This is a genomic window from Sinomonas terrae, assembly GCF_022539255.1.
Classification (GTDB): domain Bacteria; phylum Actinomycetota; class Actinomycetes; order Actinomycetales; family Micrococcaceae; genus Sinomonas; species Sinomonas terrae.
The window spans coordinates 941,725-963,297 of sequence record NZ_JAKZBV010000001.1; the positions used below are offsets into that span (position 1 = coordinate 941,725).

The 21,573-nt window shown below is 69.7% G+C and carries 16 protein-coding genes and 2 tRNA genes; 13 read left to right on the forward strand and 5 right to left on the reverse strand.

Annotated features, from left to right (window positions below; all coding sequences use genetic code 11):
* Nucleotides 1-137: 137 nt before the first annotated feature.
* Nucleotides 138-536: a VOC family protein gene (locus L0M17_RS04370; protein ID WP_241051627.1), complete on the forward strand. Its 399-nt coding sequence runs from the start codon at nucleotides 138-140 to the stop codon at nucleotides 534-536.
* 14 nt (nucleotides 537-550) lie between these two features.
* On the opposite strand, the gene L0M17_RS04375 is transcribed toward L0M17_RS04370, so the two are convergent.
* Genes L0M17_RS04375 through imuA' form a run of 3 tightly spaced genes read right to left on the reverse strand, consistent with a single transcriptional unit; the run spans nucleotide 551 to nucleotide 6,460 of the window.
* Nucleotides 551-4,072, reverse strand: coding sequence for an error-prone DNA polymerase (locus L0M17_RS04375; RefSeq protein ID WP_241051629.1), 3,522 nt, complete (start codon nucleotides 4,070-4,072; stop codon nucleotides 551-553).
* Between the two features lie 10 nt (nucleotides 4,073-4,082).
* The gene (locus L0M17_RS04380; protein ID WP_241051642.1) at nucleotides 4,083-5,783 is read right to left on the reverse strand and encodes a DNA polymerase Y family protein; all 1,701 of its coding nucleotides are present in this window, start codon (nucleotides 5,781-5,783) and stop codon (nucleotides 4,083-4,085) included.
* A complete protein-coding gene (imuA', locus tag L0M17_RS04385; RefSeq protein WP_241051643.1) occupies nucleotides 5,780-6,460 on the reverse strand; it encodes a DnaE2-dependent mutagenesis accessory factor ImuA' in 681 nt (226 codons plus the stop codon). Before imuA' ends, L0M17_RS04380 begins: the two co-directional genes overlap by 4 nt.
* A gap of 139 nt (nucleotides 6,461-6,599) precedes the next feature.
* Between imuA' and L0M17_RS04390 the strand changes: the two genes are divergently transcribed.
* Genes L0M17_RS04390 through L0M17_RS04400 form a run of 3 tightly spaced genes read left to right on the forward strand, consistent with a single transcriptional unit; the run spans nucleotide 6,600 to nucleotide 10,150 of the window.
* Nucleotides 6,600-7,985: a cystathionine beta-synthase gene (locus L0M17_RS04390; protein ID WP_241051645.1), complete on the forward strand. Its 1,386-nt coding sequence runs from the start codon at nucleotides 6,600-6,602 to the stop codon at nucleotides 7,983-7,985.
* Between the two features lie 21 nt (nucleotides 7,986-8,006).
* Nucleotides 8,007-9,179 carry a cystathionine gamma-synthase gene (locus L0M17_RS04395; protein WP_241056304.1) on the forward strand — a complete coding sequence of 391 codons (1,173 nt, stop codon included), beginning with the start codon at nucleotides 8,007-8,009 and terminating at the stop codon, nucleotides 9,177-9,179.
* A 32-nt stretch (nucleotides 9,180-9,211) separates the two neighbouring features.
* Nucleotides 9,212-10,150 carry a cytochrome b/b6 domain-containing protein gene (locus L0M17_RS04400; RefSeq protein WP_241051653.1) on the forward strand — a complete coding sequence of 313 codons (939 nt, stop codon included), beginning with the start codon at nucleotides 9,212-9,214 and terminating at the stop codon, nucleotides 10,148-10,150.
* Here L0M17_RS04400 and L0M17_RS04405 read toward each other — a convergent pair.
* Nucleotides 10,113-10,526: a hypothetical protein gene (locus tag L0M17_RS04405; RefSeq protein WP_241051664.1), complete on the reverse strand. Its 414-nt coding sequence runs from the start codon at nucleotides 10,524-10,526 to the stop codon at nucleotides 10,113-10,115. The two genes, L0M17_RS04400 and L0M17_RS04405, sit on opposite strands and share 38 nt — an antisense overlap.
* A gap of 124 nt (nucleotides 10,527-10,650) precedes the next feature.
* Here L0M17_RS04405 and L0M17_RS04410 point away from each other — a divergent pair, with 124 nt between their 5' ends.
* The 8 genes from L0M17_RS04410 (at nucleotide 10,651) to L0M17_RS04445 (ending at nucleotide 18,500) form a co-directional block, all read left to right on the forward strand.
* Nucleotides 10,651-12,204: a sensor histidine kinase gene (locus tag L0M17_RS04410; RefSeq protein ID WP_241051673.1), complete on the forward strand. Its 1,554-nt coding sequence runs from the start codon at nucleotides 10,651-10,653 to the stop codon at nucleotides 12,202-12,204.
* Nucleotides 12,201-12,875 (forward strand): response regulator, encoded by a 675-nt coding sequence (locus L0M17_RS04415; protein WP_241051700.1) that lies wholly within the window; start codon nucleotides 12,201-12,203, stop codon nucleotides 12,873-12,875. Before L0M17_RS04410 ends, L0M17_RS04415 begins: the two co-directional genes overlap by 4 nt.
* A 45-nt stretch (nucleotides 12,876-12,920) precedes the next feature.
* Complete coding sequence (locus L0M17_RS04420; RefSeq protein ID WP_241051707.1) at nucleotides 12,921-13,571, forward strand: MOSC domain-containing protein; 651 nt, start codon at nucleotides 12,921-12,923, stop codon at nucleotides 13,569-13,571.
* A gap of 578 nt (nucleotides 13,572-14,149) precedes the next feature.
* Nucleotides 14,150-16,159 carry a DEAD/DEAH box helicase gene (locus L0M17_RS04425; protein WP_241051715.1) on the forward strand — a complete coding sequence of 670 codons (2,010 nt, stop codon included), beginning with the start codon at nucleotides 14,150-14,152 and terminating at the stop codon, nucleotides 16,157-16,159.
* 300 nt (nucleotides 16,160-16,459) lie between these two features.
* Nucleotides 16,460-16,531 (forward strand) — tRNA-Thr (locus L0M17_RS04430).
* 4 nt (nucleotides 16,532-16,535) lie between these two features.
* Nucleotides 16,536-16,609: transfer RNA gene (locus L0M17_RS04435), tRNA-Met, on the forward strand.
* 88 nt (nucleotides 16,610-16,697) lie between these two features.
* Complete coding sequence (locus L0M17_RS04440; RefSeq protein ID WP_241051722.1) at nucleotides 16,698-17,372, forward strand: SGNH/GDSL hydrolase family protein; 675 nt, start codon at nucleotides 16,698-16,700, stop codon at nucleotides 17,370-17,372.
* A gap of 81 nt (nucleotides 17,373-17,453) precedes the next feature.
* Entirely contained in the window at nucleotides 17,454-18,500 is a 1,047-nt protein-coding gene (locus L0M17_RS04445) for an acyltransferase family protein (RefSeq protein ID WP_241051724.1), read from the forward strand.
* Between the two features lie 14 nt (nucleotides 18,501-18,514).
* Here the strand turns inward: L0M17_RS04445 and L0M17_RS04450 are convergent, their stop codons facing one another.
* On the reverse strand, nucleotides 18,515-19,726 hold the full coding sequence (locus tag L0M17_RS04450) for an ROK family protein (RefSeq protein WP_241051726.1): 1,212 nt from the start codon (nucleotides 19,724-19,726) through the stop codon (nucleotides 18,515-18,517).
* An 84-nt stretch (nucleotides 19,727-19,810) separates the two neighbouring features.
* Here L0M17_RS04450 and L0M17_RS04455 point away from each other — a divergent pair, with 84 nt between their 5' ends.
* Nucleotides 19,811-21,514, forward strand: coding sequence for a glycoside hydrolase family 13 protein (locus L0M17_RS04455; protein WP_241051757.1), 1,704 nt, complete (start codon nucleotides 19,811-19,813; stop codon nucleotides 21,512-21,514).
* Nucleotides 21,515-21,573: the final 59 nt, after the last annotated feature.

Consider the following 21,573-nt stretch of genomic DNA (forward strand, 5'->3'; position numbering starts at 1 on the left):
TCACGGCTCCCCGACACCCGGTCCGTGACCCCGCCGGTCCTAAGTGTTGACGGCCGGAGGGGAGGCAATGAGAATCGCGGTGTCGGCCACGGGCCGATCTCGGGGAGGGCTGGCAGAGAAGACAGGAAGGCACCATCGTGTCCGGAAAAGTCGTGCACTTTGAAATCCCTGCGGACGATTCGGCCCGCGCGAAGACGTTCTATACCGAGGCGTTCGGTTGGAAGATCATGCCGGTCCCCGAGATGGACTACACGATGGTTGGCACCGCGCCTTCCGACGAATCCGGCTCGCCGCTCGAGCCCGGCAGCATCAACGGCGGCATGTACACCCGGAACGAACAGTTCCCGAGGACGCCAGTGATCACCGTGGACGTCGCGGACATCGACACGGCCTTGGCGAAAGTCGAGTCGCTCGGCGGGAAGACAGTCGTACCCAAGATGCCGGTGGGTCAGATGGGCTTCGCCGCGTACTTCGAGGATTCCGAGGGCAACGTGCTCGGGCTGTGGGAGGCCGCCCAGCCGCCAGCGGGACAGTGAGGGCAGCCGGCCCGTCAGCGGAAGTTGCGGGATGAGGTCTTCGCGGAGAGCCTGAGCGGTTCGAGACGGTCCGCGACCAGATTGGTCACACCTTCCTTCGACCGCTCAAGCATCCCCCGCACGATCATCGCGCCGGCTCCCTGGGCAACGCGACGGTATCGCGCCCACACGCCCCGGCTGCAGACCACGTTGAGGATGCCCGTCTCGTCCTCGAGGTTCATGAAGGTGATGCCTTGGGCGGTCCCCGGGCGCTGCCGGTGCGTGATCACGCCGGCGGCCTCGACGCGGCTTCCCGGCTCTGCTTGCCGCAGCTGGTCGATCCGAAGGACGCCCCGGTCATCGAGCTCAGCCCTCGCGTGGCGCACCGGATGATCGTCGGGGGCGACTCCGGTCGCCCACAGGTCGCTTGCGACGGCTTCTTCTGGGCCGAGCTCGGGCAGGAGAGGGGGCTGCACGAACGGCTGGCTGCCGGGCAGTTGGCCAGGCCGTTCGAGCGCCGCAGCGCCCGCCCGCCAGAGTGCCTCGCGCCGCGTCAGGCCGAGGATCTCGAACGCTCCCGCCGAAGCGAGGGCCTCGAGCTGCTCTGACGAGACCCCCACCCGGCGGGAGAGCTCGGCGAGATCCCCATAGGCGCCGTTGGCCTCGCGCTCAACGACGATCCGCTCCGCGAGGTCCTTGCCGATCCCTGTGACGCTCGAAAGGCCCATCCGAACCACGCGCGAGGCGTCGCGCCGGTGCTCCCGGCTGCGATCGGGCGCTTCCGGATCGAACGGACCAGGCTCAGGCTGGTTGAACTCGAGGCACGAGTCCATACCGGGATGATGGGGCACCTCCTCGAACGGTTCGAGGCACGCCTCCGCCTGCGAACGGAGGATGCACGGGCGCAGCACCGTGACGCCATGGCGCCGGGCGTCGGCGACGAGGGTCTGTGGCGAGTAGAAGCCCATGGGCTGGGCCCGAAGGAGCGCTGCGAGAAACGCCCCCGGGTAGTGGAGCTTGAGCCAGGAACTCGCGTACACGAGAACCGCGAAGCTGATCGAGTGCGACTCCGCGAAGCCGAAGTCCGCGAACGCCGCGATCTGGGTATAGACCGCTTTCGACTCCTCGGGCGAGAGGCCGTTGGCGGCCATGCCCGCGAACAGCTTGTCGTGGAGGCTTCCGATCCGCTCGACGCCGCGCTTGGATCCCATAGCACGGCGTAAGAGGTCGGCATCCTCGGCGGTGCAGTCACCGATCGCCATCGCCATCTGCATGAGCTGCTCCTGGAAGAGCGGCACGCCGAGCGTCCGCTCGAGGACGGGCACGAGCAGGGGGTGCGGGTAGGTGATCTCCTCCTCGCCTGCTCGGCGGCGGATGTACGGGTGGACGGCGCCACCCTGGATGGGCCCCGGCCGGATGAGCGCGATCTCGACGACGAGGTCGTAGAAGCGCCGCGGCCGGAGCCGGGGAAGCGTGCTCATCTGCGCCCGCGACTCGACCTGGAACACCCCCACGGAGTCGGCACGGCACAGCATGTCGTAGACCGCCGGCTCCTCCTTGGGGATGTCCTCGATCCGCCAGCGCTCCCCGAAGTGTTCATCGACGAGGTCGAAGCAGTACTGCAGCGCCGCGAGCATGCCCAGCCCGAGGAGATCGAACTTGACGAGCCCCATCCATTCGCAGTCGTCCTTGTCCCACTGCAGGACGGTCCGGCCCTCCATGCGGGCGTGCTCGATCGGCACGACTTCGCCCACCGGCCGCTCTGTCAGGACCATCCCGCCCGAATGGATGCCCAAGTGGCGTGGGGCCCCCAGCAGCTGCTCGGCGAGAGCCAAGACCCGCGGTGGGATCCCGTCGTCGTCCGAACCGTGCTCGCCTTCGGCGCGCTGCCCGGCCGAGAGCGCGTCCCAGCGCTCGAGCCGCTTGGACCACGCGTCCTGCTGCCCCTGGCTGTAGCCGAGAGCCTTCGCGACGTCGCGGACGGCGTTCTTGGGGCGATAGCTGACGACGTTCGCGACCTGCGCGGCGTTGGCCCGCCCGTACTTCTCGTACGCGTGCTGGATGACCTCTTCGCGTCGGTCGGAATCGAAATCGACGTCGATGTCCGGCTCCTCCTCCCGGAGGCTCGAGAGGAACCGTTCGAAGGGGAGCCGGTAGCGGATGCTGTCGACGGCGGTGATGCCGAGCAGGTAGCACACCGCGGAGTTCGCGGCCGAGCCCCTGCCCTGGCACAGGATCCCGCGGCTCCGCGCGAACTGGACGAGCTCGTGCACGATCAGGAAGTAACCCGGGAAGTCCTTCCGCTCGATCACGTCGAGCTCCTGCTCGACGCGGCGCCTCACGTCCTCGACCGCGGCGGGCCCCCGCCAATCCACCCCCGGCGTGCCGTACCGGTCCACGAGCCCACGCTCGACGAGCACCCGGAGGTAGGTCATGGGCGTGTGCCCCTCTGGGACCTCCTGCTTCGGGAGCTTGGGGCGGGCCGAGCGCAGCGGGAATGCGAGCTCATCGGCGAACCGCACGGTGTTCTCGAGTGCGCCCGGATAGCGGGAGAATCTCCGCGCCATCTCGGCCCCGCTGCGCAGATGCGCGCCGTCGCTCGCTGGGAGCCACCCGTCCGCCTCGTCGAGGCTTCGGCGGGCTCGTACGGCAGCGACGGCGGTCGCAAGGGGATGCCGGCCGGGGTCGGCGTAGTGAACCGCGTTGGTCGCGACGAGCGGCAGTGCGAGGCGGGCTGCGATGGCCGCGAGGCCGTCGTTGTGTGCGCTGTCGAGGGGATTGCCATGGTCGAACAGCTCGACGGCGACGCCCTCCTCGCCGAACAGGCGCATGAGGCGCCGCACTTCGCGCTCGGCGGCCAGCTCGCCGTCGTCCGCGAGCGCTTGCCGGACCGCTCCTTTGCGGCAGCCGGTGAGGACGAGCACATGGCCGCGCAGGCGCTCGGCGAGATCGTCGAGCCGGTACACAGGCCGCCCTTTCTCGGCTCCCTCCGCGAGCTGCGCCTCCGTGATGGCGCCGGCCAGTCGGTGGTAGCCCTGCTCGCCTCGGGCCAGGACCAGGAGGTGCTCGCCCTCTGGGTCGGGTACCCCGTTCTGCGGCGCGGACAGTGCGAGCGAGAGCTCCGCTCCGAACACCGTCTTCAAGCCGTAGGCCTCCGCGGCCTCGGCCAGCCGCACGACGCCGTAGAAGCCGTCGTGATCCGTGATCGCCAGAGCGTGCAGGCCCAGCTTCACGGCCTCCTCCACGAGTTCCTCGGGGGAGGAGGCTCCGTCGAGGAAGCTGTAGTGCGAGTGGGCATGCAGCTCGGCATAGGGGACGTGCGGCACGGCAGCGGACGACGCCGGCGTCCCGGCTTCCCGTCCCGGATCGACTTGCGCAGCGCTCGCCAGTTGCGGCAGCGGGATATACGGGCCGCGCTTGCGCGACCACGCGGGACTGTCGCCGCCGTCGTGCTCGATCGGCGGACGCCCTGCCCCGGTCCTCGGAAGCGTGACCTTCTTCCCCTCGAGGATGTCGTGGAGGTCCTGCCACCGAATGGAAGGATTGTTGAAGCCCAAGAGTTCCTCCTCAGTCGTAGCGGGCCTCGGCCCACCACTGCCCCTCGGTCCCAATGAGGAGCCACGCCTCGCCGTGGTCGTCGACAATCTGGTAGCGCTCCGCGCTCCGGCTCTCCGCGGGGTCCCACCACCGCTGCCGCAGAGGCCACGGCCCGGCCCAGCTACGCACGGGACGCCGGTCCTCGCGGGGTCCGGGCCGGAACCAGACAGGTGACGCGGCCGCCCCTCGCCCATTCACGCGGAGCGGCTGCGCCTCGGCATCGAGGAGCTCGACCGGTACGGGCTCGGTGAACACCGTTGTGGGCAGTGGCGCCGGGACGGACCCGGGCCACGGGCGCTGGGCCAGGGCGGACGCTTCAGATGGAGCGTCCTCGCCCCACGGGACCATGAGGCAGCGCTCCGCGAGAAGACGACCTCCGGCGCTGACCGGATGAAGCACTGAACCGTGCCCGAGCATGCTCTGGAGGCGTCTGAGCCCATGGTCGAGGCGCTCGTCGACGCCGCCGAACAACGCCTGGCCTCGCAGCCCTAGCTGGTCGGTCCGCTCGGGCAGCAGGCGGACCTGCACGACGGGCGCGGCGAGGGACTCGTCCGTCGAGCGCCAGGTCGGCCTCGCTCGGCCTCCCGTCTGGCCTTCCGTCTGGCCTCGCGTCCGGCCTCCAGCTCGGCCTCCCGACTGGCCCCCGGTCTGGCCTCCGGCGGACGCTCCCTCCCCGGACTGGAGCTGCCAGCGCACCCGGTCCAGGACGTCACTCGCCCCGAACTGCCGCGGGTGGCCCCAACAGCGCTCGGACCTCCGGCCGGCGTCGTCGAGGATCTGCACCCGGAGTTCAGTGCACGCGAGACCCGCGCGGCGCAGGCCCTCGACGAACTCCTCTGCAGCCGGTCGTAGCGCGAAAGCGATCTGGTCGATGCGGTCGAGCCCGGGCTCGAAGTCCGCTGCGCGTTCGAGGGGCGTGGGCGGAACGCGAGGCACGACGGGCTGTGGGTCGAGCCCGGAGGCCCGCGCGTGGGCGAGCGCTCCCTCGGGCCCGAATCGCGAACGGACCTCGGCTTCGGGCAGCGCAGCGAATGCGCCGAGGGTGCGGATGCCGAGCCGCACGAGGAGCGAGGCGAGCTTGGGGTCGCCGAGCGTTGCGATCGGAAGTGGCGCGAGGAAGTCTCGGGAGCCCCCCGGAGGCACCACGGAGAGGGCTGCGAGCTCGCTCGCGCAGCGGGCGGCCTGCTCGGCGGCGAAGACCGAGTCGGCCACGCCTACACGCGCCTCAAGCCCGAGTCTGGCAACCGCCTCGAGCGCGGCACCGCCGGCGTCCTGCTCGCTTCCGTAGAACCGCGTCGCCCCACGGGCGCGCCACGCGCACAGTCCGGGCCGCAGCACGTGGACCCCCGGCAGGTCGCGTTCGACGGCGGCGAGCACCTCGTCGAATTCCCTCGCGTCCCGTGTGGGGTCGGCTCGAATGGCCGCGATATCGGGGCAACGCGACTGGGCCTCGCGCACCCGCAGGCCACGGACGACGCCGGCCGCTCGGGCCTCCGACGAGCACACGGCAACGAGGCCCTTGTCGATGACGGCGGCCGGGACGCGGTCCTCCAGCTCGCCTGCGAGCTGGGCCGCGACGAGCGGCCAGTCAGGGAACCACACCACGAGTGCCCGCGGGAGCGCCGAGGCCTGGATCGGCGTCGCCATGCCCGCTGTGGCGCGCACGCTCACGGCCGCGCTCCCGAGAGCCGCGCCTCGCCCGGCTGGGTCGAATCGGCATGAAGCGCCGCGAGGTCCACGATCGTCGTCCGGCGCTTCCCCCGCTGCGACCAGACAAGGTCGACTCGATGGCTGCGCAGGTGCCCGTGTCCGTCTCCGAGGCCGTTCCACCGGGAGCCCTCGACGCTCAGGACTCCCTCGGCCTGAGGCCATGAACCGAGGATGAGGAGTGTGCATCCGCGCTCCCGGAGCCGGGACGAGAGCCGGGACGCTTCGCCGCCACTTGCCAGGGCGGGAGGCCGGACGAGCAGAAGAGGGAGGACGTCGGCGAGGGCCGAGACGGTCACGAGCCAGCGCTCGCCGGGATCCGGGACGAGAACCGTCCGCTCGAGAGAGATGCCGAAGCCCGCCGCCGCCTCGGCACCGAAGTCCGGAATGCCGGCGACGCCGCACCAGTGGCCCTCCGCGGAGGGGGCCGCGAGAAGGGCCATCGCCACGGAGAGGGGTGCCTCGAGTGAGTAGACGGCGCCCGCGCGGAGGCCGTAGGGGAGCAGTGGCGAGAAGGCGGGGAGGACGGCGTACGTCGCCTCGCGATTTCTGCGCCCCTGTAGGAGGTGGATGCGCTCCTGGAGCTCGCGCAGCTGCTCCGCCGCAGAGGCGGCGGACGCGGAGCTGAGCGGGAGCGACATACCTCCATTTTCGAAACTGTGTTCGATTAAGTCAATCGCGGGCGTGTCGCTTTCGAAGAGCCGCTCGTCGTCCCCTCGCTCGCGTCAAGGGAGTACATGCAATCTCTGGCCTGTCAGGCCCAACCGATAGAGTTGGGGCGTGAAATACGCCAACTCCATCGTCGAGCTCATCGGCCACACACCCTTGGTCAAGCTCCAGAAGGTTACCGAGGGGATCAAGGCCACCGTTCTTGTGAAGCTCGAGTACCTCAATCCGGGCGGCTCCATCAAGGATCGCATTGCCCTCAAGATGATCGAGGAGGCGGAACGCAGCGGCAAGCTTCAGCCTGGAGGCACGATTGTCGAGCCGACGAGCGGCAACACCGGCGTAGGCCTTGCGCTCGTGGGCCAGCAGAAGGGCTACAAGTGCATCTTCGTGGTCCCGGACAAGGTCGGCCAGGAGAAGCGGTCCGTCCTCGAGGCGTACGGCGCCGAGGTCGTCGTGACGCCGACGGCAGTCCCGCCGGACTCGCCCCAGTCGTACTACGGCGTCTCGGACCGCCTTGTCCGCGAGATCCCGGGCGCGTTCAAGCCTGACCAGTTCTCCAACCCGGGCGCCCCCGCGAGCCACTACGAGACGACTGGCCCCGAGATCTGGGCCGATACCGACGGCAAGGTGACCCATGTGGTCATCGGTGCCGGGACCGGCGGCACGATTTCCGGCACCGGGCGCTTCCTCAAGGACGTCTCGAAGGACCGTGCCGAAGCCGAGGGCGGCCAGGTCAAGGTCATCGGGGCCGATCCCGAAGGCTCCGTCTACTCCGGCGGCACCGGCCGGCCCTACTTCGTCGAAGGCGTGGGCGAGGACATGTGGCCCGCGAACTACGACAAGGCCGTTCCCGACGAGGTGCTTGCCGTGAGCGACGCGGAGTCGTTCGCCATGACCCGCAGGCTCGCACGCGAGGAAGGCCTCCTCGTCGGCGGCTCGTCGGGCATGGCAGTAGTAGCTGCCCTGCGCGCGGCGCGGGACCTGCCCGGGTCGGCGATCGTCGTCGTCGTCCTTCCCGACAGCGGCCGCGGCTACCTCGCCAAGATCTTCAACGACGACTGGATGCGGTCCTTCGGCTTCCTCCCCGGTGCCTCCGAGGCGACGGTCGGCGACGTGCTCAAGGGCAAGGACGGGAAGCTCCCCGACCTCGTCCACACGCACCCGAACGAGACCGTCCGCGAGGCCATCGACATCATGACGGAGTACGGCGTGAGCCACCTCCCGGTCCTCTCGAACGAGCCGCCGGTCGTGATGGGAGAGGTGCTCGGCGCGGTCGATGAGCGCGCGCTCTCCGCGAAGCTGTTCAAGGGAGACGCGAAGCTCACCGACAAGATCTCGGAGCACATGGGTGCACGCCTGCCCGTCATCGGCTCGCTCGAGAGCCAGGGCACGGCGCGCGAGATGCTCACCGAGGCGGATGCCCTCATGGTGACGTTCGTGGGCGCCCCGATCGGCATTGTCACGCGGCACGACCTGCTCGCGAACCTGAACAAATAGACGCAAGTGTCAGACAAGGAGCTGCACGTGAGCGAGACCAACCACGGCTTCAACACCCGCGCTGTCCACGCCGGTCAGGAGTTCGAGCCGCGCACGGGCGCGGTCGTTCCGCCCCTCCACTTCAGCACCACCTATGCGCAGGACGGCATCGGCGGCCTGCGCTCGGGCTACGAGTACGGCCGCGGCGGCAACCCGACCCGCGATGCGCTCCAGGAGCAGCTCGCCGCCCTCGAAGGAGGGTCGCACGCGTTCTCGTTCGGTTCGGGCCTCGCGGCTGAGGACGCGCTCATCCGCGCCCTGTGCACCCCCGGGGACCGGATCGTCCTCGGCAACGATGCGTACGGCGGCACGTACCGGCTCATCAGCCGGGTGCTGGGCGGTTGGGGCATCCAGAACAAGCCCGTCGACATGTCGGCGCCCGACGACGTCCGGACGGCAGTGGCCGCTGGCGGCAAAGACAGCGCCCGGCTCGTGTGGGTGGAGACGCCCTCGAACCCGCTCATGAAGGTCACCGACATCGCCGCGCTCGCCGAGGTCGCGCACGACGCCGGGGCCCTCCTCGTCGTCGACAACACGTTTGCGTCGCCCTACCTCCAGAACCCGCTCGCCCTGGGTGCCGACGTCGTCGTCCACTCGACGACGAAGTACATCGGTGGCCATTCCGACGTCGTCGGCGGCGCCGTCGTCGTCAAGGACGCCGAGCTGGCGGAGAAGATCGGGTTCGTCCAATTCGCGGTCGGGGCAGTGTCTGGCCCCATGGATGCCTTCCTCACGACCCGCGGCCTCAAGACGCTCGGTGTGCGCATGGAGCGCCACTCGGACAATGCCCAGAAGATCGCGGAGTGGCTCGTGGGCCGCCCGGGCGTCGAGAAGGTCCTCTACCCGGGGCTGCCGGAGCACCCGGGACACGACCTCGCAGCGCGGCAGATGCGGCGCTTCGGCGGCATGATCTCGGTCCAGTTCACGGGCGGGGAAGCCGCGGCCCGCAAGGTCGCCGAGTCCACGAGGCTGTTCACCCTCGCCGAATCGCTCGGCGGCATCGAGTCCCTCATGAACTACCCGTCCGAGATGACGCACGCCTCCGTCAAGGGCACCGAACTGGCCGTCCCCGAAAACCTCATCCGACTCTCCGTCGGCATCGAGGACGCGGACGATCTCATCGGGGACCTCGACAACGCGATGAGCCAGCTCTGACCCGACTCAACTGACGAGAGGACCTCCCCACGATGCCGACGTCGCCGTCGACTGCTCCCGCCTGGACCAAGGCGGCCTGGTTCAAGCCCGCTGTGATCGCCGTCGGCGCCGTCGTCGTCCTGGGGATCCTCGTCCTCCTCGCCAAGTGGCTCCGCAGCACGGAGGCCGTCTCCTCGTTCATCGCGACGTACCCGGGCTACGCCTCCCAGCCTGCCGGCACGCCCGTCGGGCTGCCCGTGTGGCTCAACTGGAGCCACTTCCTCAACATGTTCTTCATCGTGCTGATCGTGCGCTCGGGCCTGCAGGTCCGCTACACGACCCGGCCTCAGGGCTACTGGAAGCGGAACAACAAGGGCCTCATCAAGACCAAGGGCCAGCCCAAGAAGATCAGCCTCGACCTGTGGTTCCACCTCACGCTCGACGCATTGTGGGTGCTCAACGGGCTCATCTACTGGATCCTGCTGTTCTCGACGGGCCAGTGGAAGAGGGTGGTCCCGACAAGCTGGGACGTCTTCCCGCACGCGGTCTCAGTCGCGATCCAGTACGCGTCGCTCAACTGGCCTCTCGAGAATGGGTGGACGAACTACAACGCCCTCCAGCTGCTCTTCTACTTCATCACGAGCTTCATCGCGGCGCCCCTGGCGATCCTCACGGGGCTGCGGATGTCGGGGGCGTGGCCCGCGAAGGCGCCCCGCCTCAACAAGGCGTATCCGATCGAGCTCGCTCGCCGCGTGCACTTCCCTGTCGCGATCTACTTCATTGCGTTCGTGATCGTGCACGTCACGCTTGTGTTCACCACGGGTGTTCTCCGGAACCTCAATCACATGTTCGCAGCGAACGACGGCGAGAGCTGGCTCGGGTTCGGCTTCTTCGCCGCCGCCGTGGTCGTCATTGTGGCGGCATGGTTCCTCGCACGGCCGCTGTTCCTGCGGCCTATCGCCTCGCTGATGGGCTCGGTGACGCGCAACTGAGTCCCGCGGCCTGAGTGCACGTCACCGTCTCGGACGCGATGTACCAGGCCGAGGCGACCTCGGTGCAGGTCAGCGTCGCCGTGCCGTGGAGGGCGAGGCCTGTTCCGTCGGAGGTCACTCCCTCGATGGCCCAGACCAGCTCGCCATGTGCTGAGTCGCCGTCGACATCGAGACGCCGTAGGTGGGCGCGGATCGGGATGCCGAGCCGGGCTCGGTCGGTCGCGGCCTCCTCCGAGGTGCAGTCGAAGCTGTTGGAACCGAGATTGTGGCGGATCACGGACGTCGGGAGGTAGAGCGCGAGCAATGCGCCTTCGTCGCCGGCCTCGAGGGCTCCTTCCAGGGCCGAGAACAAGGCATCGAGCGAGCGTACGGGCATCCCGTGGTCCTTCCGAATGGTGAAGAGGCCGCGCTCTGCGCCTCCGCCTAGGGGAGAGCAGCTATCCGGGCGTGCATGACGCGGAGCGGTCCTCTCGGTTGCGGCGTGTGAAAACATGGGTGACATGCCCCAGCGCGTCCCGCTCCTGCCTGCCCGCGAGCATCGCCTCGGGCTCGCTGAGCTGGGTGTGCTGGACCGCCGTCGGACGCTGTGGGGCCTCGCCCTCGCGGTCGTCCTGCCAGCCGTGGTGGAGGTGACGGTCCTTGCCATCGGCTACCACAACATCGCGATGACGATGCTCCTGCAGCTCGCCGCCGCGGTCGCTGTCGCCGTCGTCGGCGGCCTCTGGCCGGCCGCGCTGGCCGCCGTTGCGGGCTCTCTGCTGCTCAACTACTTCTCGGTTGCTCCGGTCGGGAGCTTCCAGATCGCGGACCCGCAAGTCGTGGGCGAGCTCCTCATCTTCCTCATGGTTGCGTGCGCCGTCGGCCTCGCGGTCGGCGCGGCCACTCGGCGGTTCGAGCAGGCCACACGTGCGCAGGCGGACGCGCGGGCGATGGCGGAGCTCGCGCGGGGGATCCTCGGTTCGGGCGGCAGGGTGCAGGACTTCCTCGAGCGTGTTCGGTCCGCTCTGGGACTGCGGGCTGTGACCCTTCTCGAACGGCGCGAGCCCGGCACGCCGCGCGCGGTGAGCCCCGGCTGGGAGGTCGTCGCAAGCGCGGGCGAGGCGCCTCCCGTGACGCCTGCAGCGGCGGACGATCTCGTCGTCGCCGACGAGCACTACGCGCTCCTCGCGGGCGGACGGGCCCTCGAACCTGCCGAGCGGCGCATGATGGAGGCCTTCGGTGCCTACCTCGTCGCGATCCGGCAGGGGCGCCAGCTGGCCTCGAGCCGCGAGGCGAACCGGCGCCTCGAGGAGGGCAACATCATCCGGACCTCGATCCTCCGTGCTGTCTCGCATGACCTGCGCACGCCCCTTTCCGGCATCAAGCTGAGCGTGAGCAGCCTGCGCCAGCCCGACGTCGACTTCACCCGCGAGGAGCAGGCGGAGCTCCTCGAGACCATCGAGGACTACACGGACAGGCTCTCCGCGCTTGTGGGGAACCTGCTCGACATGTCCCGCATTTCGGCGGACAGCGTGACCCCGCTCCTGCGGCCGGTCCGCTGGCGCGAGGTCCTTCCGCCATGGCCGAAGGATGCGGTCGTCGAGGACAGGGTCTCGCCCGGCTGCCCGCCGGTGGAGGCGGATCCCGTTCTGCTCGAGCGCGTCGTGGCGAACCTCGTCGAGAACGCCCTCAAGTACGCCCCTGGCCTGCCGCTCGAGCTCGAGGCCGGCCCGGGCGAAGCGGACCCGTCGGGGCGCGCGATGGGGGAGTTGCGCGTCGTCGACCACGGCGGAGGCATCCCACCCGAGCAGCTCATGGCCGTGTTCAATCCGTTCCAGCGCGTCGGCGACGCGAGTCGGCACGGTGCCGGGATCGGTCTCGGCCTCGCCGTTGCGAAGGGGTTCGCCGAGGCGATGGGCGGGCGCATTTCGGCCGGGCAGACGGCCGGTGGGGGGCTGACCATGCGCGTCATCCTTCCGCTCGCCGCGCACGACGACGATGGGTCGTCACGCGCCGTCATCCGCGGCGCGACGCTGGGCGGCTCGGCCCCGGCCGCGAGAGGGGGCGTGGCGTGACCCGCGTGCTGGTCGTCGAGGACGAAGCGCAGATCGCGCGCGCCCTCCAGATCAACCTTCGGGTCCACGGCTACGAGGCGTTGACGGCACCCTCGGGCGAGGCCGCCCTCGAGGCCGCGGCGTCGACGCCTCCGGACATCGTTGTCCTCGACCTGGGGCTGCCGGGGATGGACGGCGTGGACGTCATCCGCCGCCTGCGCGAGTGGACGAGCGTGCCCATCATCGTGCTCTCTGCGCGGCACGCGGCCGAGGACAAGGTCGAGGCGCTCGACGCTGGCGCCGACGACTACGTCACGAAGCCGTTCGGCCTCGAGGAACTGCTCGCCCGGCTCCGGGCCGCAGCCCGCCGCAGCGCCGTCCGGCCCGAGGTTCCGCGCGTCCAGACCGCGGACTTCAGCGTTGACCTTGCCGCCCGCCGTGTTGAACGCGAGGGCAAGGATGTGCGGCTCACGCCGACGGAGTGGAGCATTCTTGCCCTCCTCGTGCGGCAGCCAGGCACGCTCGTGACCCAGCGGGAGCTTCTCACCCAGGTGTGGGGGCCGGCGTATGCCAAGGAGGCGCAGTACCTCCGCGTCTATATGGCACAGCTGCGCCGCAAGCTCGAGCGGGACCCCTCGAATCCGCGGCATCTCAAGACCGAGGCCGGCATCGGATACCGCTTCGATCCCTGAGGGCGTTCGGCTGCTCAGCGCTTGGTCTCGGCTATTCTGTGCCCCATGAAGTCCGCACGCCTCGTCGCCGTCTGCCGCGTCCGGCAGCTCCTGCCAGATTCGGGGCCCGTCGGCGTGACGGCGATCGACAAGCGGCCCGTCGAGGGGCCAGTCCGCATCCGTAGGCTCGGCCTCCACGGAGACATCCAGGCCGATCGCGCGAACCACGGCGGCGAGAACAAGGCGGTCTACGCGTACTCCGAGGATGACGCCGGGCTCTGGGCCAGCGCCCTCGGCCGTGAGATTCCGCCGGGCTACCTGGGCGAGAACTTCCGCGTGGACGGCCTCACGGCGAGCAACGCCGTCATCGGCGAGCGGTGGCGCTTCCCGGGTGGCACGCTCCTCGAAGTCACGATGCCGCGCTTCCCATGTGCAACATTCGCCCGGCGCATCGGTCAGGACGGTTGGGTCAAGCGCTTCAAGGAGTCGGGGCTGTCCGGCGCCTACCTGAGGGTCATCACGCCGGGTGACGTCGAGGCGGGGGAGCAGTTCGGCGTCGAACACGTCCCCGACCACGGCGTGCGCGTGGGGGAGTGGCTCGCGGACCCGACGCCTGAGCGGGCCGAAGCCCTCCTCGACGCCGAGGCCGAGGGGGCGATCCGTCTCGCCGCCGAGATCCGGCCCTACATCGACCGGGCGCTGGGCCGCGAGGCCTAGCCGTTCCTGGCACAAACGCCCGTCCCCGGGCGGCATGGCCGTCCCTTCCCGGCTTGACCGTTGCTGCCGTGACCGTCCCTGAGCAGCACGACCGTCCCTAACCGGCATAACCGTCCCCGACCGGTTGCTGCCGTGACCGTCCCTGAGCGGCACGACCGTCCCTGACCGGCATAACGGTTCGGCATGCGGGACGGTCATGTCTTCGAGGGACGGTCGTGACTTCGAGGGACGGTCGTGCCGCGAGACCGGAAGGCTGCGAGGAACTACCGTCCCTGTGCCCAAGCTCACGGGCGCTGACGTACGACGGCGGCAGGGCCGGCGTCGTACGTCCTGTAGGATAGATGTATCCCCCACTGCGCCGGTATTCCCTCTTCCTGCCCAATTCTTGAGGCAGGAGTAGTGCGTGTTGGGGCCCGCGAGGCGGGCAGTTTCATAGGGGAGCCGGCTGAAGAAAACGCTGTTGGTGCGCGTGTGGCGCCGAGTGCAGCGAGAAGTCCTGCCACGGGATTGAGACAGCGCCGGGCTTCGGCATTGACCGACGAGCCAACATTCAGGCTCCCCTACCGGAGGACACCTCTATGTCTGAAACTCTCGACGTCCCCTTCTCCACCGAAGAAGAGGCTACCGAGACCCCTACCCCCGAGACCACCACTACCCCCGAGCCGCAGAGCGGCGAGGAGCGCGGGGTGCTCTTTACCGACCTCGGCATTGACGAGCGCATTCTCACGGCTCTGACCGAGGTCGGCTACGAGAAGCCTTCGCCCATCCAGGCGGCGACCATCCCGCTCCTGCTCGAGGGGCGCGACGTCGTCGGCCTCGCCCAGACGGGCACGGGCAAGACCGCGGCGTTCGCCGTGCCGGCGCTCTCGCGCCTCGCCGAGCTCCACGACCAGAACGGCCCCTCCCGCTCCACCCAGGCGCTTGTCCTCGCGCCGACCCGCGAGCTCGCGCTCCAGGTCGCAGAGGCCTTCACGTCCTACGCGAAGCACCTCGAGGACTTCACGGTCCTCCCGGTCTACGGCGGTTCCGCCTACGGTCCCCAGCTCGCCGGCCTCCGCCGGGGCGCGCAGGTCGTCGTCGGCACGCCCGGCCGCGTGATCGACCACCTCGAGAAGGGCTCGCTGGACCTCTCCGAGCTCCAGTACCTCGTGCTCGACGAGGCCGACGAGATGCTCCGGATGGGCTTCGCGGACGACGTCGAGCGCATCTTCCAGGAGACGCCGGAGGGGCGGCAGGTGGCGCTGTTCTCGGCGACCATGCCGTCGCAGATCCGCCGCATGTCGAAGCAGTACCTCAGCAACCCGGAAGAGGTCACGGTCAAGTCCAAGACCACGACCGGGCAGAACATCCGCCAGCGGTACGTGCAGGTTGTGGGCTCGCACAAGCTGGATGCGCTCACCCGCATCCTCGAGGTCGAGGACTTCGACGGCGTCATCGCGTTCGTGCGGACGAAGATGGCCACCGAGGACCTTGCTGACAAGCTCAAGGCGCGCGGCTTCCAGGCTGCCGCGATCAACGGCGACATCGCCCAGGCCCAGCGCGAGCGCACCGTCGAGGCGCTCCGCGAGGGCAAGATCGACATCCTCGTGGCGACCGACGTCGCGGCGCGCGGTCTCGACGTGGAGCGCATCAGCCACGTCGTCAACTACGACATCCCGCACGACACCGAGAGCTACGTGCACCGAATCGGCCGCACGGGCCGCGCCGGCCGCAAGGGCGACGCGATCCTGTTCATGACTCCGCGCGAGAAGTACCTCCTCCGCGCGATCGAGAAGGCCACGCACCAGCCCGTCGAGCAGATGTCGCTGCCGACGGCGGAGACGGTCAACTCGCTGCGCATGAGCAAGTTCGCCGACCAGATCACGGAGACGCTCGAGTCCGAGGACGTCTCGCTGTTCCGCGACCTCGTCTCCTCCTACGAGACCGAGCACAACGTGCCCGCAGCGGAGATCGCTGCAGCGCTCGCGGTGATGGTCCAGGGTGACGCCCCGTTCTTCGTGGAGGAACTGCCGAGTGTCCCGGAGTTCGCCAAGCGCGGGCGGGATCGGGACGGGCGCGACGGCGGTCGTGGCCAGGGTCGCGGACCGCGCGGCTCCTCCGAGGGCAGCGCGACCTATCGCATCGCTGTGGGCCGCCGCCAGCGGGTGCAGCCCGGCTCAATCGTCGGTGCACTCGCGAACGAGGGCGGTTTCCACTCGAGCCAGATCGGCGGGATCGACATCCGTTCCGACTTCTCGCTCGTCGAGCTCCCCGCGGAGCTCTCGAGCGATCAGTGGCGGGCTCTCTCGAAGACGCGCATCGGCGGTGAGCTCATCCGGCTCGAGCTCGACAAGGGTGGCCGCCCGGCACGCGACAACGACGACCGGGGCTTCCGGGGCGGTCGGGATCGCGACCGCGGCCCGCGCGACGGCGACTGGGGCTCCCGCGGTGGGCGCGGGGGCTACGCCCGCGAGCGCCGGGACGACTGGGGTGACCGGCGCGACCGCGGTGACCGTGGAGGCCGTGAGGGCTTCGCTAGCCGCGGCGGCTTCAGCGGCCGCAGCGGGGGCTCGGGCGGTGCCCGTCGCTTCGGCGGGAGCCGCGGCTAGCCTGCCGAGTCCTTACTCTCGTTTAGTTGACTAGTTTGTCACTTCTGGTCACAGCTGATGACAAGACACGTCTCATCGTGTCAAGATAGTCGGGGGTGGGCAGCGGAAGCGCGGAGTCCCGCGCTTCCGCGACCGAGGTCCGGCTGCAGCCTGCTGGGGGGTGCAGCCGGACCTCGTCGTATCTGCTCGGCCTCTCTCGCGCCTGCCTGAAGCGGCGGAGCTGCGCTCTTTGAGCGCCACCGGTCCGGGCCGCTTTCGATTTGTCGGCGGCTCACGGCTCCGGTAAAGTATCTGTCTGTTGCCCCCCTAGCTCAGTGGTAGAGCGCCATCTTGGTAAGATGGAGGTCACGGGATCGATTCCCGTGGGGGGCTCTCTGGCGGTGTAGCTCAGTTGGTTAGAGCGCACGACTCATAATCGTGAGGTCGGGAGATCGAGCCTCCCCACCGCTACGGCTCAAGGCCCCGGGAGACCGGGGCCTTTGTCGTGTTTCGGGAGTATTCTGGGCGCTCACCAGGGTGCTCGACTGGCAGGGGGCACATGCCGCAGGAGACCAGCGGATTCGGCCGCGGAAGGCTCATGGCGTGGGCGGCCCTCGTCATCCTTGCGTGCGTCGTGGTCGCGGTGGCCGCCGTCCGAAGCGTGCCGGACGACGCCGGGCCGGCATGGCCCTCCTCCGAACCCAAGGTCGTCAGGTTCGCCGCCGTCGGGGACTCGATCACCCAAGGCAACAGCCCAAACTTCAGTGTTGGCCTTACCGGGAGCCTCTCGTGGGTGACCTACGCCCGTTCCCCGCTCTACCTCTTCGCCGGCGGCTGGGCTGCAGGCGGCGCGACGACGGCGCGGATGGCCGCCAACGTCGAGCCCGTCAAGGCCGATGTCCTCGTCATCATCGCGGGCACGAATGATCTCGCCCAAGGGGTTCCGTTCGCCGTCACGGCGTCCAACATCGAGCGCATCGTCGAGACCGTGGGGGCGCCGCGCGTCGTCGTCTCTGCGATCCCGCCGCGCAACTCGGCCCAAGCGGAGACGGCCGCGTTCAATGCCTCGCTCAAGGCGTTCGTGCTCGCGCATCAGTGGGAATGGGTCGACGCGCCCGCGGGCGTTCGCGAAGGCGAGCAGTACGCGGCGGGGATGTCCCTCGACGGGATCCACCCGTCCGAAGCGGGCGCGCAGGCGTTGGGCCGCGCGCTGGACGCTGCGATCTCGCGCTAGACCGGGCGTTCTCCTAGACCGGGCGTTCTCCTAGACCGGCCGTTCTCGCTGCATCGTCCGTTCCCGCTAGACTGGGCATTGATGACCGTTACTCAAACGTTACCCGCCCAGTCCTCTGCCCAAGGTGTGCGCGCCCCCCGCCTCGGCTACGTTCCGGCACTCGACGGGCTGCGCGCCCTTGCCATTGCGTTGGTTGCGGTCTACCACGCCGTCATGCCCGCCCACTTCGGCGGGGCGGGCGGCGTCGACGTCTTCTTCGTGCTCTCGGGCTTCCTCATCACCACGCTGCTCGTGCAGGAGCGGAAGGCGACCGGCACCGTTTCGTTCCGCCGCTTCTACACCCGGCGCCTGGTCCGCCTCTACCCGCCGCTCCTGCTCATGCTCGCGGTCGTCTTCGTGCCCATCGCTGTGACGATGGGGGTGAAGACCGCCCTCAGCGGCTCGGGGCTCTCGTTGTTCTATCTCATGCCGGTGGGTGCCGAGTCCGGCTCGACCATGCTCTCGCCCTATGAGCACACGTGGTCGCTCGGGGTGGAGGAGTGGTTCTACTTCCTCTGGCCTCCCGCCCTCCTGCTGCTTCTGCGCGGACGACGGCCCTGGGCCGTCGCAGTCGCTGCGGTCGCGGCGGCGGGACTCGCCGTCGCCGCGTTCATCGCCGAGGCCCAGTCCGCCGAAGTCTCCTTCATCCTGCGTGCGTGTGGGCTCATGGCGGGCTGCGTCCTCGCCCTTGTGCTTCAGCGCCGGGAGTTCTCGGTGGGGCGATGGGTCGGGCTGGCCGGCCTCGGCTTCCTCGCGCTCAGCGTGCTGCGCTCCTCCTTCGCACCGTTCTCGACCCTGGACGTCCTGACTGCGGACGTGGGCGCGCTGCTGCTCGTCCTGGGCATCATGCGAGGTCCCCAGAGGCTCCTTCACGAGGTCCTCTCGGCGCGACCGCTCGCCTCGGTCGGCCGCGTCAGCTACGAGATCTACCTCTGGCACTACCCGGTGCTCTGCATCCTCGGGGTTCTGAACCATTCCGACTGGCTCGAAGTCGGGTGGATCGCGCTGCCGATCTCGGTGGTGCTCGCCGTCGTCGCCCATCGCCTGACGCAACCGCTCATCGCGCGGCTCCGCAAGGCGCTGGGCTGACTGCCCGCGCCGGGCTATCCTGGCAGTGCGATCTCGAGGGAACGCTCGGCCACGTCGTCGAGCGCGCGCCTGACTGCGCCGAGCGCGACGGCCTCCCCACCGAGGCCTGAGACCTCGATCTCGGCGGGCGTCTCGGTCAGCTCGGGGAGCGCGGCGCGAATCCCCGGCAGGAGCCTCGCGGCGGCCGGCGCGATCGCCCCGCCCAGCACCACGAGTTCGGGGTTCAGGAGCGTACTGAGCACCGCGACGACACGCGCCATCCGGTCCTCGAGGCGCCGGAGGACGGCCGCCGCGGCCGGATCGCCGTCGTCGGCCGCTGCGAAGACCGCCTCGGCGGTGACCTCGGCTGGGTTCAGGCCGGCCAACCCCTTGGGCTGTGCCGCTGCGTCGGCACCCCACTCGCGCGCAAGCTGGGCGATGCCGTGAGGTCCCACCGCGCCGTCGACGAGCCGGAGGAACGCGAGCTCTCCCGCGGCGCCGTTCCGCCCCCGCAGAAGGCGCCCGGACTCGATGATCCCGCCGCCGAGCCGCTCTCCGGCGAGGAGGACGGCGACGTCGTCAAGGCCCTGCGCCGCGCCGCGCCATTGCTCGGCGAGGGCGGCGAGGTTCGCGTCGTTCTCCAGCAGCACGTGCCACCCGTGGCGGTCGAACAGTGCAGCCGCGAGCCCGACGTCGAACATCTCCCAGAACCCCGAGCCCTCCGCGACGTGCCCGTTGCGGTCCACCGGGGCCGCGACGCCGGCGCCGACGGAGAGGACGTCCCGCGGCCGGCGGCCGGCGTCCTGGAGTGCCGCGAGGGCCACAGCGCTCACGACGTCGAGGCGCGCCTCGCCCGTCTCAGTTCCGCGGGGGAGCCCTCCGGAAGCGGTCGCGAGGATCTCGCCCCGCAGATCGGCGACGAGCGCCGTCGTCTTGTGGGCGCCGATGTCGAGGCCGACGACGACGCCTGCGTCAGCCCGGAAGCCGAACGTCCGCGGGGGGCGGCCGCGCTGCGGGCCGGCGCGCTCGGGGTCCTGCTCCTCCGCCCAGCCGCGGCGCACGAGGTCCTCGCAGACGGCGATCACGGTCGCACGCGTGAGGCCGGCCAGCTCGACGAGTTCGGTGACTGTGTAGGGGCCGCCGCCGCGTAGGACGGTGAGCACGGTGCGGGCCGTGACAAAGCGCACGACGTGCGGCCCGACCTGACCGTTCACTGCTGCCCGACGTGCCGTCTTGACCACCTCCACTCCGGATCACAATAATGGTGACGCGACCTATATTTAGAGTCTAAATTATTCTTTCCATCCTCGTCCTCACCTCAAGGAGACACGGTGTCCAACCGCGCCGACATCGTCCGCGATCCCGCCCAAGACGCCCACTGGTGGCGGCAGGCGACCGTCTATCAGATCTACCCCCGCAGCTTCGCCGACTCGAATGGCGACGGCCTCGGCGACCTCAAGGGCATCACCTCGAAGGTCCAGTACCTCAAGGATCTGGGGGTCGACGCCGTCTGGCTGAGCCCGTTCTACCCGTCGGCGCTCGCTGACGGCGGTTACGACGTCGACGACTACCGCAACGTCGACCCCCGCCTCGGCACCCTCGAGGACTTCGACGAGATGGCGGCCGCGCTCCACGCGGCGGGCATCAAGGTGATCGTCGACATCGTCCCGAACCACACATCGAACCGTCACGAGTGGTTCAAGGAGGCGCTTGCCTCCCCGAGGGGTTCCGCCGCCCGCGGCCGCTACATCTTCCGGGAAGGCCTCGGCGAGAACGGCGAACTGCCGCCGAATGAATGGACCTCGATGTTCGGCGGAAGCGCCTGGGAGCGCGTGACCGAACCCGACGGGACGCCCGGCCAGTGGTACCTCCACCTGTTCGCGAAGGAGCAGCCCGACCTCGACTGGGACAACCCCGAGGTCCACGAGGACTTCCTCAAGACCCTCCGGTTCTGGTCGGACCGCGGGGCGGACGGGTTCCGGGTCGACGTGGCGCATGCCCTCAAGAAGGACATGGATGCGGAGCTTCCGAGCCTCGAGCTGCTCCACCGCGCCGATCTCTTCAGCAAGGGCGAGCACCCGCTCTGGGACCGCGACGAGGTGCATTCCATCTACGCCGAGTGGCGCAAGGTGTTCAACGAGTACAACCCTCCGCGGACCGCCGTCGCCGAGGCGTGGGTGCACGCCGATCGCCGCGCGCGCTATGCGTCCCCGGAGGGCCTCGGCCAGGCCTTCAACTTCGACCTGCTCAAGGCCGACTTCGACGCCTCGCAGTTCCGCACGATCATCAGCAAGAACCTCGCGGAGGCCGCGGCGACGGGTGCCTCCTCGACGTGGGTCTTCTCCAACCATGACGTGGTCCGCCACGCGACCCGCTACGGCCTTCCGAAGGGCAGCGGCCGCGAGGAAGGATCGGGGGCCGACGGCAAGGACTGGCTGCTCGAGGGCGGCGACCCTGCTCAGGTCGACGCCGAGCGGGGCCTGCGGCGCGCAAAGGCGGCCACGCTGCTCATGCTCGCGCTCCCGGGCTCGGCCTACCTGTACCAGGGCGAGGAACTCGGCCTTCAGGAAGTCGGCCAGATCCCGGACGAGGACCGTCAGGACCCCACCTTCTTCCGGAACAAGGGCGTCGAGGTGGGCCGCGACGGCTGCCGCGTTCCCCTGCCGTGGGAGGCTGCACCAGCCGAGGGTTCCTCGTTCGGCTTCGGCTCGAACGGCTCGCACCTCCCGCAGCCCGCGTGGTTCGCGGACTATGCGGCGAGCGTCCAAGCGGCCGACGCCGGCTCGACCCTCTCGTTCTACCGCCGGGCTCTCAAGCTCCGACACGAGCTGCAGGCAGCCGAGGCGCTCGGCTGGCAGGATTCCGCGGACGACGACGTGCTGCACTTCGTGCGGCCGGGCGGCTGGCACGTCGTGGCCAACTTCGGGACGGCCCCCGTGGTGCTGCCCGAGGGCGAGGTGCTCATCGCGAGCGCCGACGTCGAGGGCGGCAAGCTCCCGGGCGAGGCGACCGCGTGGGTGCGCGTGGCGGGTTGACCCGCTAGTTCACTCGGCGCAGCGCTGGTATTGCTTGAGGCGGCGAGCGGAAGGGACCA